This window comes from Nitrospiria bacterium (assembly GCA_036397255.1).
Taxonomy (GTDB): domain Bacteria; phylum Nitrospirota; class Nitrospiria; order DASWJH01; family DASWJH01; genus DASWJH01.
In genome coordinates, this window is record DASWJH010000087.1 from 1 (window position 1) to 13,275 (window position 13,275).

A 13,275-nucleotide genomic window follows, 5' to 3' on the forward strand; every position below is an offset into this window, starting at 1 on the left:
GCCCATGAAAACGGGGAAAAGTCAACGAATGTTGATGAAGCGTACTCGAAGATGCGAAAACAGGCGGACATCTGCGCACCATGGCGGTTCCCTCTGTCCAAGTTCAATCTAAATGCGCATTAAAATACAGACTCTAATTAATGAAGTAGTTAAATTCTTGCCTGATTTTTTTGAAAATTGCTCAAAAATAGCCAAAAAGTTGACTGCTGCGTTTAAATTTTAAAATGAAAAAATGTTCGTGATTTGCGGGTGGATAAAATATTTTGACCGGCCGAATCATTCCCCATCCCCCAAAATGGTGCAGACCACTTTCCTTTCTTTTCGTGGCCCGTCAAATTCACAGAAAAAAATCCCCTGCCATTGGGAAAGACCCAGAACCCCGTCGATTAAAGGGATGGTCTCCGATGGACCCACCAACCCGGCTTTGATATGGGCATCCCCATTATTGTCCTGCTGGTCATGAAGCCATACACCCGGGGGAACCAATTTTTTAAGACATTTAATCACATCGGTCGGAACGCTCTCGTCCCAATTCTCCTGAATCATAATCGCCGCCGTGGCCCCGTGGGCGTACAGTCCCAACAAGCCGTTCTGAATCCCGCTCGCTTTAACGATCGACCTCACCTTTTCCGTAATGTCCACCAGTTCATTATGGTGGTGGGTTTTCAATTGAATGATCTGCCGCATCTTTCCATTCCATTTTTTCCGGGTTATTTCTGAAGATTTTTACTTCACATTGGTCTTGAAGCGAAACGCACCCGTTGTGTTCCAAATGATCTTGAATTTTCACGACCAATTCTATGTTTCCAACTAATGCAATTGGAAAAATCCAACATCAGACGGAAATCCTGTTATAACTTCAAACTCACTTTATGGTCGGAATTCCTAAATCCTTACATATTTTCTTAGTAAGAAAGTCATTGATTTCACGATGGCGGGGTATCGTTGAAGTTTGGTGGGTCATTGGGTTTAAGTAAACGGAGTGTCTGCCTCCTTCCCTAACAAACACACAACCATGTTTGCTCAGAGGAGCCAGAAGTTCTTTTCTCTTCATTCAGACTCAGAGATTGACGGCGATGGGTTCCTTTACCACCTTTTGTCCGGACAGGCGTTTTTCAGAAAGTTTACGGTTTGTTTTGAGAATGAGGGCTAACGCTTCTTTAAGGTTCTTCCGGGCCTCTGCCAGAGTGCGGCCCTGAGTATTGACACCCGGAACTTCTTCAACATACCCAATATACCATTTTCCATGCTTCTCAAACACCGCAGTGAACTCACCTTTCATTCGTAATCCCCTCTATTGGAATTTAATATATCATGACACCGCTTAAGGTACAAGAAGCATTAAGTGGTCGGTAATCCTATGACTCATGTGAATCCCTCTTTTCCCGGACAAAGGCATTGGGTCCAACTCAGCAGTCGAGTCCAGCCCACTTGGGTTGTTCGCGGTAAGATAAGGAATGATAGGGACAAGGATTCGCAAATGAGTGATTGCAGGAAGCAACCTTCAACTCACAATCCGCATTCATCTAATTTCCAGGCGTGCCGCTAATTCGAATTCGCCCGGGCTGAATAACCACAAAACACCCAGGAAGTTTTGCTCCCCGCTGTTTCACTAGCGTGACAACCTCTTTAGCAATCTTAAGACGAGCTGAAGGCTGGTATCGGAGAAAAATCACACCATGTGTGTCCTTACCATGGGCAAACACAAGTTGGCCGAAGTCTTTATCTTCTGTAATGAGGATTCTTTCTTGTTGAGAGGCAAAATTGAGTATTTGAGCATCATCTGCTCGGGGGGAAATTTCGGAAACGGCCAAGACATCATGGCCTGCGTTTCGGAGAGCTCGAACCACCGCAAAGTCGCAGCTTTCGTCCGCAAGAAAACGCACAATTTATTTCCTGATCGACCTCTTCGTTGATTCCAAAATCACCGTCTCTTCGTGGGCCAAAGTATCCGCCGCGTATCCAATTGCAGCCTGAATATCCTCGCGTGTGAGTCTGGGATAAGCATCAAGAAGATCTGTTAGGGTGGCTCCCTCGCTGAGCTTTCGTAGAATCAACTCCACCGTAATCCGTGTTCCCCGAATGACGGGCTTTCCCATCATCACCTTAGGATTAACCTCGATTCGATCTGTGATGGTCATGCAAACCTCCGAAAAACTCTTTAATCGTAATGCTTTTAGAATACATTCTCATAAGGGTATTTGCAAGCCATTATCCTCCAAATACATTTAAGCACTTTCCAATGGCGCGCGCAGGGCAAGAGTTAGGGCGGTGTTGAGAAAATAAATCTGTCCCCGGATTAAGAAGCGACCGTGATATATCCCACAGACGTGGAAGGTTTAGGAACAGGCAGGTTGTCTTCTCTAAGTCCTTCAATGTGAAGCATGATTGCCTTCTTCATTCTCTTCATGGTTTCTGCTGGCGTCCGTCCTGTTGGGATTTCAAGAAAACCAAGTACGGACAGCATAGCTGAAAGATAAGCTCGACCCGCCCCCCCCAGCCCAAAGGTCCATGTTCCATACTTTTCCTTTCCCGAACAGAGGATAGGATTCAACAAAGCAAGAAGGCAGGTACAGAATGGTACAGTCCCGGCAATTTTTCTATGATTACGACGATCCACAGAAGGAAATTTGATCTGATATCGGATGCGCTAAGACTGGTACTCTAGTTCAGAAAGGTGCCTTCAACCAATTTCGGCGTTCGAGGCGCAAAAGTCGGGCAGGTGTTGAGAAAATAAGCTGGATTCAGGGTCAACGATAAACGTCCCTGCGGTGCCGGACACCCAGGATGCTGACAACGCCGGCCTTGCGATCCACGGTGTAGACAATTCGGTAATCCCCTTGACGCACGCGATAGAGATTCTCTTCACCGACCAGTTTTTTAACGCTCACAGGGTGCGGCTGGTGGGCCAACGATTGAATGGTTTTGTCGATTCTGACGAGATCTTTTTTGGGGATTCGGTCCAGATCCTTGAGCACCCGCTTTTCATAGCGGAGGACATACCTCATTTTTTTCCGAGGCGTCGTCGGATATAGCGGTCGTATTCCTCTCGCGAGATGAACTCGGCATCGGCCAATCGCTCATGGGCCATCGCAATGTCCTTGATCTCTTCCTCCATCTCACCCAATTTATCCTGAAGCGCACTTTTCACAAAATGGCTCATCTTTAGCCCATGCTCCAGGCAGAAACGATTCATGCGATCTTTGAGTTCCTTTGGAATTCGGGCCCCGAGGGCCACTTTCCCTTCTTTTACCTTGGCCTTCATCTCATTCTCTTCCGCTTAGAATCAAACGATATCACATGATATCATTTGGTGTCAAGTATATCCAGGACAATAAACTCATTCATACCCCCTTTAGGCTTACCCGCCGCGTTTATTCTCATTTCGACAGAGTCCCCCAACTCATGTCACGCACCTGGAAAGAACCGGGCAGGTGTTGAGAAAATAAATCTGTCCCCGGATTAAGAAGCGACCGTGATATATCCCACAGACGTGGAAGGTTTAGGAACAGGCAGGTGGTCTTCTCTAAGTCCTTCAATGTGAAGAATGATTGCCTTCTTCATTCTCTTCATGGTTTCTGCTGGCGTCCGTCCTGTTGCAACACAACCGGGAATATCCGGACTATAGGCTGAGTAATTCCCTTTAGCTTTTTCGATGACGATAGGGTACTTCATCATTTTCTCTCCTTCAACCCGGCTTGTTTTAAGATGCTGTTTTTTGTAAAAGTGTTTCGACAGCCTGTTTCAACTTAGGCAATCGATTTTCGATCACATCCCAGACAATGGGCAAATCCACACCAAGGTAATCGTGGATAAGTACATCCCTCATTCCTGCAATTTTCCCCCATTCTATTTCCGGATGCTGGGTACGTAGAGCGGAGGAGAGCCTCTTTACCGCTTCGCCGATAATTTCGAGATTTCGCAGGACAGCATCCTGAATGATGCGTTGACGGAAAAATGCCTCGCGGCCTCCTGTTGTATAGGATTGGATTTGCAGAATGGCGTCAAGGATGTGCTGAAGGTAGACACACGGTCATCTTTCATAGAGGTACCGCATCGTGGAGAATCCGTTCCCGGAGGTAGGGGCTTAAGGCTCTTTCAGTAACAATATCGACCTTCCGAGCCAGCAACGTCTCCAATTCCTGCTTAAGGCCGATCAGATCAAGGAGATCCCTTCCGGGTTCAAATTCCACGAGCAGGTCCAGGTCACTTTTCTCAGTGGCCTTGCCATGAGCAAAAGAACCAAAGACCTTCAACCGCACCGCACCATTTTTACGCGCGATACGGTGTATCTCTTCTGCTTTCTCTCGTAGGAGATTGTTAGTATCCATGGTTACTCCTTGTTATTGTTTACTTTATCAGGAGACAGATTACCTTGCAAGAACTATCCTGGCACACCTCACCTCCAGGGTAGGTCTTCCAAATAATCTATATATAATCTTATGAAAGATAAGCTCGACCCGACCCCCCAGCCCGAAGGTTGATGTTCCAGGTAAGAAATCCTGGGATCAGAGAAATCTCAAATCCCATGGAGACCATTCTGAAACAAAGTCTTAACATCCGAGCTAGGGCGGTGCCCATTGCTCTCGAAACTCGATTCAACAGCCAGGTCAATCGGTTAGTTCTATTGTTCATAGAAATCCCTCCTTTCCCGGACTGAGGAATCGGGTCCGACTCGGGGGTCGAATCCAGCCCACTTCTTATTTATTTCATTTTGCTTGTTTACTCCAGTTGTTTTCGGTTAATTATGACCCTATCAACTTTTGAGGACCTGCTGATTATCAATTGAAAACATAATTTGGTTTATAAGCATCATGATACACTCGATTTCATAAACCGGTCTATCGCGTAAATTATGCATTTCATCGTTGCGTGCCCAGGCATATAAACCCTTTGCAATATCGCGAAAACCCCCTTGCTTATCCTTTTCCGTGTGCACACGAATAAGCCCTGAGTTATTATCAAATAATTTCTGCATTAGATTTATACCGTCGATTTGGGAACCTTCAAGTAGTGGGAAACGACGTTTAGCAAGTTCACGGATTATTACAAAACCTTTCCGAATTACCGAATCAAATTCCCCAACGGCAATGAGATCTCCACACTCTTCTCTGAATCTCGGGTGAATAGATGGATTGGCCATTATATGATTTTTAAACTCATTCCGAATAATCGGTATATCAAACTCAACAATATCTCTAAGGTTATGAGGTACAAGCTTATGCCTGTCTGTACCGATATACCTCTTAACAAACCACAAATGACGATTGAAAGCTTCAACTCTTTCAATCACAGTTTTATTTTGTGGAAAGTATTTAATTATTGGCAAAAAGGTCTTTTCCAATAGATCTATCTTAGGTATTGCATCATTGAATCGTTTCTTGCGCCTCTTTGTAATATTTAAAAGCTCTTTTGCCAAGCCCCAACTATGTTCTAACGCGTCAAGTACTATGATTTCTGTATAAGTCATTGCAGGCTCCCAAAGGTATGGCTATCCCAAAAGTGTCTCTCTTAATCTACTAAATTTATTAATTTCGAGACTGGTCACATTACTAATTCCCCACTAAAGGCCTTTTGCATCATGGATTGGAAGAGGGTTTCCAATTCCTGTTCGCTCTGGCGCTGTGTTTCGCGGAGGGTTTCGATCTTTTCCATCATGGAAGCGAATTTTCGTTGTTCGGAAAGTGGAGGAACCAGTATTTTTAAATCAAGAATATCATTGTCGCTCACAGCAGGATAACTGGCACCCTTTGCAATTTTCGATAATTTCTGAACAAAGAGATTGCTCTTACAAATTTCAGATAAATACTCCTTCACCGCGGCCTTTTTGTTCACACGAAGCACACAAAAGCCCGTGGACCCTATTGGGTTGTTTAATCCTGCAGGAACAATCGCAACCGCATTTAAATTCGGCCGCACTGTTGAAACGAGTATATCTCCCTCCTGGATTATCTGTCTTGCTCTACTCGGTATTTCGTTGCCGGAAAGCCTGCTCAAACGTTTTACTCTCTTATGGACATTATCGATTGAAGATATGTCAACATAAGTGATTTCTTTGGTAGGAAATGAACTTGAACTAATGTTTTGAACCTTTTCCACAACGCTTCGGATTGTATCAACTCGCCACCCCTTTCGGTTCGTGACTAGCTCGCCGAACATTTGGAGGAAGGCGGCTTGGAGGAATTGGTCGGTGAGGCGGAGAGTTTCCCGGCGTTTGCGGCGGGCATGGTCTGCTTTTTCCAGAATGGCCGCGATTTCTTTTTGGGCCAATATCGGAGGGACAGGAACCTTTAAAGCTTTTAGTCGAGTTTGTGTAATTAGAGGTTGGGAGGTCCCTGATCTTAACAAATCAAAATTTACCGATCTTAAGTAGAACAGCAAATATTCCTGAGCAATTTGGGGATTTGGAGTAGCGATGAGTGCGTTATCAGTGATCCAGCTTTTGCCAGTGTAATAATTTATTGCGCCACAAGCGCCAACCCTACCAATGGTTATAACTGGCCCTTCATGGTTAAATTCATTTGTACGACCAATTTCTCCATTTGAACCTAATACAGGATATAGTCCATCTTTATTGAACCTCTGCTTCGGCAAAAATTCTCCACTCGAAAGAGACACTAATTCCTCTAAACGGGCAACATTCACTCCACCATCCCCCGAATATCTTTAATATCCTTGGCAATCTCTTCCTCCAACTTCAATATCCGGTCCATGATGACTTTGGGGTCTTCGTATTCCACTTCTTCATACTCAATCGGTTTGTAGCGGCTGATGGAGAGGTCGTGTTTGTTGGCGACGATTTCTTTTTTATCCACCCATAACCATTTTGGTTTGTTGGAGGTCGGAGGTTTGAGGTTGGAGGTTTTAGACAAGTGGTCTTTCACTGATTTCTCATCAGAAGTTGAACCCTTAATACTGTATCTCCGGTTCCACGAATCGATAATGTCCGGGATGTCGTTTTCTTTGATCCGATTGCGTTTGTCGTCCAGGCTGAACCCGTCGGCGTCCATGTCATAAAACCAGACCTTATCCGTCTCCCCGCCTTTGGTGAAAACCATCACCGCCGTGGAAACCCCTGCATAGGGTTTGAACACCCCCGAAGGCATGGAGATCACTCCTTCGAGCTGGCATTCTTCGATGATTTTTTTCCTCACGGCCTGATGGGCGTTGCTCGTTCCAAAGAGGACCCCTTCGGGAACGATGACCGCACACCGTCCCCCGTTGACCAAGAGCCGCATCATCTGGACCACAAAAAGCAGTTCGGTCTTGGTGGTCTTGACGATTCTCGTCAATGCCTCGTGGATATCTCCCTTGTCGATGCTTCCCTTGAACGGCGGATTGGCCAGGACGATATCGTATTTTTCGGACTCCTGATAACTTTTGGACAGGGTATCTTTATATTCAATATTGGGGTGCTCGATTCCATGCAATACCATGTTCATGCATGCGATCCGCAGCATGGTGGTATCGAAGTCGAACCCATAGAACGTTCTCCTTTGCAAAAAATCCCAAACCTTCTCATCGGTGATCCGGTCCGCGACCAAACCGTGCTCGGTCCCGTCCTCTTCCACTTTGATATTTTCGGGGCTGGTGTGCTCCCGGAGGATATGCTGATAGGCACCGATTAAGAACCCTCCCGTACCGCAGGCGGGATCGCAGACGGTCTGGCCCAGCTTGGGGTTAACGAGGGCCACCATCATTTTGATGATATGCCGGGGCGTTCGGAACTGTCCGTTCTTCCCGGAGGTCTGAAGTTCGGAGAGGAGATACTCATAGATATCCCCTTGGGTATCCATGTTCTGCTCCATAATCTTCAAACCGTCCAGAACCTCCACTGCTTCGACCAAGAGACTGGGTTTCGGAATGATAAAAACCGCGTCCTTCATCTGCTTGGCAAACGAGTGGGCCCCGTCCCCTTCCCCATTTCCCTTAAAATTCTGAATAAAGGGAAAGGCCTTATCCCCAACGTGCTTGAGCATCTCCCCCGCTTCAAAATGTTTCCAATGGGACCAGCGACAGTCCTCATGATCTTTGTAAATCGAAGTATAGGGTTTATTGAGCCATTCGGCATCGGCTTTCCGTTTCAGGTCCGCTTCATCCAAACGCTTCATGAAGATGAGATACGAAATCTGCTCAATGGCCGTTAAGGGGTTGGCGATTCCCCCGGACCAAAAAAGGTCCCAGAGTTTGTCGATTTTGGATTTTAGTTCTTCAGCGAGCATGTCACCCTTTCTATTAATAGGGTAAATCAATTTCGTATTACCCTATTTCTTCTATAAACTCAATAATTTCAGTTAGTTCAGAATTGCTGAACAGGCCCCGAATGCCTTTGGGATGTAAATTGGTAAAGGGCCGGTCAATCAGATTCTCCTTTTCGACCTTTCCCTGTTCCAGGATAAAGGTCTTCAAAATCTGCATAAATTGAATCTGATCGGCGGTATAGTCATTATGACGGGCGATGAACGTATCAAAGGACCGGGTAATCTGTTCCGTTCGGGTTTGAAGTTTTTGAAGCCCGAGAATGTGCCGGATGAAGTCGATAAACTTTGCCGTCCGGTTGTCATAGGCACTTTGTAAAAGCTCTTCCGTAATATAAGGATCTTCACTTCGAAGGGCTTCGGTAAGGGAGAAAATGTCATAATCATCCAACGCTTCACCCTGTTTGATTTTTTGAAGCACCTCATTTTCCGCCAGAAGAGTCTTGATTTTCTCTTCAACCTTCCTCCGGTATTCAGCCACGGTGGCCCGTTCCATTTCCGGACCAAAATCGACCCACTCCTTGACCAGCGTGATGTCTTCAAGGTCGAGCTTTTCTATTGCACGGCTTTCTTTTCTGCGATGCTTCATCAAACCCCGCAGCTTCAACCGTAAATCCTCCAGGCTCTTATCGAAAATCGCGCTCCAAAACGGCTCTCCATTTACTTTGCGAATGAAGCGCTCTTGTGATCTGACCTGATTTAAGGTCAGAGGCAGCTCCCCGATTCTTTTTACAATCCGTTCCCGGCTGCGTTTCAGTGTCTGCTCGTCCTGGTCAAGAAGGGCCGTCTGAGCGACTACGATGTCAATATCGAAGCGAAGGGCGTCGAAATCCTCGGAGGAACGGGTTCGCATCAAGGGAAGAATGCTTCTCCGCAAATGCTCGATCTCGCTTAAACCGGTATAATGCCAATAGGTCTCCTCCGCTACCATCGAAACGTCTTCGGCTTTTTCCTTCACATTCACCGTATTTTTCGGAAGGGCCGCGATATCCTCCCGAATGGCTTGGGTGATCTCCTTCAAAACCCTTTGATTTCCCACCGTCAAGGCGGCCGTGGCTTTATCCAACCGCACGCCAAAAAGTCGCTCGGGGACCGAAAGGGTCGGCGTGGGTTCTTTCCCCGGAGGGTCTATCTGAAAATAGGCGAAGTTTTTCCAATGATCGATGATCAGAAAATATTCTTTGTCTTTTCCCGGCCCAAACAGATCGGGACAGAGCCGTGTTCCTCTTCCGATCATCTGCCAAAATTTCGCGCGGGAAAAAACCGGCTTTGCAAACACCAAATTGACGATTTCCGGAACGTCTATTCCCGTATCCAGCATATCGATCGAAATCGCAACCTTGAGGGGATCTTTCGGGTCTTTGAACTGGTCCAGCAGTCCCCCTTCCGTCCCCGCACGGGGGTCATGGGAATCGATCACGCGCGCCAGACGGCCTTTATACTCCGGATACAGTTCATCAAAATGCCGTTCAAGACGAAGGGCGTGTTTATGGGAAATGGCGAAGATAATGGATTTGCCCGGCCGCGTTCCCGTTTCATCCTTGATGCATTGCTCCATAAATTCCCGAACCATCAACTCATTGGTTCCCGAATTGGTCACCCTTTTTTCAAGATCGGTCCCCTCGAAATCAATCTCCTCGATATCCTTTCCTTCCTCGATGAGCTTTTTTTGAATGGGCAAGGGCAATTGGCCCGCCTTAATTCCCTCAAGTTGAAAGCGGGATTGGATCGAAAGAACTTTGAAATTGACCAGATAGAGGGGATTGCTTTGCACGGCTTCTTCCAGGGTGAAATTGTAGGTCGGGTTCCCCGTTTCGGTCTCGAATAACCGGAACGTATTCCGGTCGATATATTCGACGGGCGTTGCGGTGAGGCCTAACTGGTAGGCGTCGAAATGGTCCAGAATCTCTTTATATCTTTTATAAATGGAGCGGTGGGATTCATCGGCAACGACCATGTCGAAAAATCCGGGCGAGATCGTCGGATAAAGCCCGTGCATGGCCGGGTAAGTGGCAAGGTAAACCCGTTTGTTATTCGGTCGGTCATTCCGGGTGATGCGAACCCAGGTGGCATTGGGTAAATGCTCTTTAAAGGCATCCCTCGCCTGTTTCAATAACTCATTCCGGTCGGCCAAAAATAAAACCCGCTTTACCCAATTGCATCGCATCAGCACATCGATGAGTCCCACCGCAACGCGGGTTTTTCCCGTTCCCGTAGCCATGACCAACAAGGCTTTTCGATGCCTTCGGGTAAATGTTTCAAGGACCCTCCGAATCGCTTCAATCTGATAAGGCCGGCCGCATATTTTGGAATCGATGAGGGTCGTGGAAAGGAGTTTCCGTTCCTTATTCTGGAACCGCAGCCGTTCCAAATCGTCCTGACTGTAAAAACCGTAAATCTTTCTTGGAGGATAGCGGGTATCGTCCCAAAAGAAAATTTCATAACCGTTGGTATAAAAAATAAAAGGTCTTTGAAAACCCATCCGCTCGATTCCGGCTGCATACTGCTTAGCCTGTTCCCGTCCGATCTCGGCTTCGACCGATGTTTTCTTAGCTTCCACCACTGCTATGGGCGACCCGTCCTGTGCAAATAAAACATAATCCGAAAACCCGATTCCTGTCGAAGACCCTGTTTGGTGCAGAATCGGATGCTCCGATGTAACCATGGAAGGATCGGACAGTCTCCATCCCGCCGACTCCAGTCGCTTATCGATGATTTCTTGGCGTGTTTGCTTTTCCGACATTGGACCAAACAAAAAGCCCTCCACAGTGGAGGGCTTTTAAATCGATTATAAAGGATTTTTGGGGGTCATTTTGTGATCCCTATTTCCAGGTTTAATCAAACTTTACTTTCATCCCAAAAAGGGATAACTCCTGCACTCATCCGGTGATCGCCCCCTCGGATGCCGACGATACCAATTTGGCATATTTGGCCATCACGCCCCGGGTATACCGTGGGGCCGGGGGGGTCCACGTTTTAAACCGCTCGGCCATCTCTTCCTTGGATAATTTCACTTCCAATTGCCGGGATGGGATATCAAACGCAATGGTATCTCCATTTTTGACAATGGCAATAGGGCCGCCTTTGGATGCTTCGGGGGCCACGTGGCCCGCCATTAAACCGTGGGTGGCTCCGGAAAAACGGCCGTCGGTGATTAACGCCACCGAATCCCCAAGACCCGCCCCCACCAGGGCACTGGTCACACCCAGCATCTCCCGCATGCCGGGTCCGCCCACAGGCCCTTCATACCGGATGACGACCACATCCCCCGGCTGGATCGAACCATTTTGAACCGCTTGAAAAGCATCCTCTTCGCAATCGAAAACCTTTGCAGGGCCTTCGTGAGTCATCCGCTCGTGGCCGGCCACTTTGATCACACATCCCTCGGGGGCCAGGTTCCCCTTAAGGATGACCAACCCTCCCGTTTTTTTGATGGGGTTGGATAAGGGCCGTAATACTTCCTGACCGGGGGTCTCAGTGGCACGGCTGGCTTCTTCACCGATACGCTTTCCGGTCACCGTCATTTCGTCTTTGTTCAAAAGGCCCGCATCTAAAAGTCTTTTCGCCACCAGGGTAATCCCTCCGGCACGGTAAAGGTCCGGTGCCACAAATCGTCCTCCGGGTTTTAAGTCCGCCAACAGGGGCGTTCGAGAGCTGATGGCATCGAAATCTTCGATCTTGAGTGGAATGCCGGCCTCACGGGCAATGGCCAAAAAATGAAGAACCCCGTTGGTGGATCCCCCCGTTGCGGCGATGGAGGCAATGGCGTTTTCAATAGCCCCTCGGGTGACAATCTGACTGGGTTTCAGACCGCGCTTGACCATTTCCATGACGATCAACCCGGCATTAAAGGCCACCTCATCCTTCTTGGGATCCATGGCGGGAACGGAACCGCTTCCCATTGGGGCCATCCCTAAAATCTCGATGGCGGTGGCCATGGTGTTGGCCGTGAACTGTCCACCACAGGCCCCCGCTCCCGGACAGGCTGCATCTTCAATGCCTTTAAATTGTGTATCGTCCATTTTACCCGCCCCATGGGCACCCACTGCTTCGAATACGTCCTGAATGGTTAAATCCTTCTCCTGGTAATGCCCGGCCATGATGGATCCCCCATAAAGCATTAACGAGGGAACATTCAATCGGATCAGGGCCATGACCGTCCCGGGAATGGTTTTATCGCACCCCGATAAGGCCACCATGGCATCAAACATATTTCCCCGGCCCTCCAGCTCAATGGAATCCGCCACCACCTCCCGGCTGATCAGGGAGGTCTTCATGCCTTCGGTTCCCATGGTAATTCCATCGGAAATGGTCACGGTATTAAATTCCATGGGGGTTCCTCCCGCGGCACGAACCCCCTCTTTCACCTTTTCGGCCAGTCTCCTGAGGTGGAAATTACAAGGCCCCACCTCGGTCCAGGTATTGGCAATGCCCACGATGGGCTTTGAAAGATCTTTGTCGGTAAACCCCACGGCTTTCAACATGGCGCGAGCAGGTGCCCGGTCATCCCCTTCCATAATGACCCGGCTCCCCTTTTTGTTTGGCTTCATCATTGAAAACACCTTTCCTTTTGAAAATAAACGGGTAAACTCCTACCCCAAAATGAAAGAACATATTAACATGGAGCGAAAAGGGGATTCAACTTCGATCAAACGTAGGGGATCAATAGAAATTTTTTAAAGAAGGCTTCATTCAGGCGGGGTTCCCCTCTCGCGGAGTCAGAGGAGCTTCTCGGACCAGAAAAATTGACACCCGTTCTCCCCCACCTTGGCGGAATGCTCCATATTTCCGGGAATCAACAACCGGTCACCGGGGGAACAGGAAAACCCCTCTCCCTGTATGTTCACTTCCATATTCCCGGAAAGGATGACCAACAGTTTCGTTTCACGGTGGGAATGGGGAGGATAGGTGGCACCTGGGGGATCTGAAATGAGATAGGGATCAAACCCCTCTCTCTGGACCTCCGCGGCTATTTTTTTTCGGTCAATATCCTTATAAAATCCTGCCTCGTGCATGA

Annotated in this window: 18 protein-coding genes; all 18 read right to left on the reverse strand. The window is 47.8% G+C overall.

Going from position 1 to position 13,275, the window contains the following annotated elements; genetic code table 11:
• Positions 1 to 276 precede the first annotated feature (276 nt).
• Positions 277 to 687 (reverse strand): secondary thiamine-phosphate synthase enzyme YjbQ, encoded by a 411-nt coding sequence (locus VGB26_11495; protein ID HEX9758401.1) that lies wholly within the window; start codon positions 685 to 687, stop codon positions 277 to 279.
• A gap of 178 nt (positions 688 to 865) precedes the next feature.
• Positions 866 to 1,054 carry a type II toxin-antitoxin system HicA family toxin gene (locus tag VGB26_11500; GenBank protein HEX9758402.1) on the reverse strand — a complete coding sequence of 63 codons (189 nt, stop codon included), beginning with the start codon at positions 1,052 to 1,054 and terminating at the stop codon, positions 866 to 868.
• Between the two features lie 6 nt (positions 1,055 to 1,060).
• Entirely contained in the window at positions 1,061 to 1,282 is a 222-nt protein-coding gene (locus tag VGB26_11505; GenBank protein HEX9758403.1) for a type II toxin-antitoxin system HicB family antitoxin, read from the reverse strand.
• 244 nt (positions 1,283 to 1,526) lie between these two features.
• Complete coding sequence (locus VGB26_11510; protein HEX9758404.1) at positions 1,527 to 1,886, reverse strand: DUF5615 family PIN-like protein; 360 nt, start codon at positions 1,884 to 1,886, stop codon at positions 1,527 to 1,529.
• 3 nt (positions 1,887 to 1,889) lie between these two features.
• The gene (locus VGB26_11515; protein ID HEX9758405.1) at positions 1,890 to 2,141 is read right to left on the reverse strand and encodes a DUF433 domain-containing protein; all 252 of its coding nucleotides are present in this window, start codon (positions 2,139 to 2,141) and stop codon (positions 1,890 to 1,892) included.
• A 158-nt stretch (positions 2,142 to 2,299) separates the two neighbouring features.
• Positions 2,300 to 2,620, reverse strand: coding sequence for a type II toxin-antitoxin system HicB family antitoxin (locus VGB26_11520; protein HEX9758406.1), 321 nt, complete (start codon positions 2,618 to 2,620; stop codon positions 2,300 to 2,302).
• A gap of 130 nt (positions 2,621 to 2,750) precedes the next feature.
• Positions 2,751 to 3,008: a type II toxin-antitoxin system RelE/ParE family toxin gene (locus VGB26_11525; GenBank protein ID HEX9758407.1), complete on the reverse strand. Its 258-nt coding sequence runs from the start codon at positions 3,006 to 3,008 to the stop codon at positions 2,751 to 2,753.
• The gene (locus VGB26_11530; GenBank protein HEX9758408.1) at positions 3,005 to 3,265 is read right to left on the reverse strand and encodes a hypothetical protein; all 261 of its coding nucleotides are present in this window, start codon (positions 3,263 to 3,265) and stop codon (positions 3,005 to 3,007) included. The genes VGB26_11525 and VGB26_11530 overlap by 4 nt, the downstream gene beginning before the upstream one ends.
• A 197-nt stretch (positions 3,266 to 3,462) precedes the next feature.
• On the reverse strand, positions 3,463 to 3,675 hold the full coding sequence (locus VGB26_11535; GenBank protein ID HEX9758409.1) for a type II toxin-antitoxin system HicB family antitoxin: 213 nt from the start codon (positions 3,673 to 3,675) through the stop codon (positions 3,463 to 3,465).
• Between the two features lie 28 nt (positions 3,676 to 3,703).
• Positions 3,704 to 4,012, reverse strand: a complete 309-nt coding sequence (locus VGB26_11540; GenBank protein ID HEX9758410.1) for a DUF86 domain-containing protein — start codon at positions 4,010 to 4,012, stop codon at positions 3,704 to 3,706.
• A gap of 28 nt (positions 4,013 to 4,040) precedes the next feature.
• The gene (locus tag VGB26_11545; protein HEX9758411.1) at positions 4,041 to 4,331 is read right to left on the reverse strand and encodes a nucleotidyltransferase family protein; all 291 of its coding nucleotides are present in this window, start codon (positions 4,329 to 4,331) and stop codon (positions 4,041 to 4,043) included.
• Positions 4,332 to 4,440: 109 nt separating this feature from the next.
• Positions 4,441 to 4,635 carry a hypothetical protein gene (locus VGB26_11550; GenBank protein HEX9758412.1) on the reverse strand — a complete coding sequence of 65 codons (195 nt, stop codon included), beginning with the start codon at positions 4,633 to 4,635 and terminating at the stop codon, positions 4,441 to 4,443.
• Between the two features lie 121 nt (positions 4,636 to 4,756).
• Positions 4,757 to 5,470 (reverse strand): TIGR02391 family protein, encoded by a 714-nt coding sequence (locus tag VGB26_11555; GenBank protein ID HEX9758413.1) that lies wholly within the window; start codon positions 5,468 to 5,470, stop codon positions 4,757 to 4,759.
• Between the two features lie 74 nt (positions 5,471 to 5,544).
• The gene (locus VGB26_11560; GenBank protein ID HEX9758414.1) at positions 5,545 to 6,645 is read right to left on the reverse strand and encodes a restriction endonuclease subunit S; all 1,101 of its coding nucleotides are present in this window, start codon (positions 6,643 to 6,645) and stop codon (positions 5,545 to 5,547) included.
• Positions 6,642 to 8,222 (reverse strand): class I SAM-dependent DNA methyltransferase, encoded by a 1,581-nt coding sequence (locus tag VGB26_11565; protein HEX9758415.1) that lies wholly within the window; start codon positions 8,220 to 8,222, stop codon positions 6,642 to 6,644. Before VGB26_11565 ends, VGB26_11560 begins: the two co-directional genes overlap by 4 nt.
• A gap of 37 nt (positions 8,223 to 8,259) precedes the next feature.
• On the reverse strand, positions 8,260 to 11,001 hold the full coding sequence (locus VGB26_11570) for a DEAD/DEAH box helicase family protein (protein HEX9758416.1): 2,742 nt from the start codon (positions 10,999 to 11,001) through the stop codon (positions 8,260 to 8,262).
• 136 nt (positions 11,002 to 11,137) lie between these two features.
• On the reverse strand, positions 11,138 to 12,811 hold the full coding sequence (gene ilvD / locus VGB26_11575; protein HEX9758417.1) for a dihydroxy-acid dehydratase: 1,674 nt from the start codon (positions 12,809 to 12,811) through the stop codon (positions 11,138 to 11,140).
• Positions 12,812 to 12,976: 165 nt separating this feature from the next.
• Positions 12,977 to 13,273: an AraC family ligand binding domain-containing protein gene (locus VGB26_11580; GenBank protein HEX9758418.1), complete on the reverse strand. Its 297-nt coding sequence runs from the start codon at positions 13,271 to 13,273 to the stop codon at positions 12,977 to 12,979.
• Positions 13,274 to 13,275 lie beyond the last annotated feature (2 nt).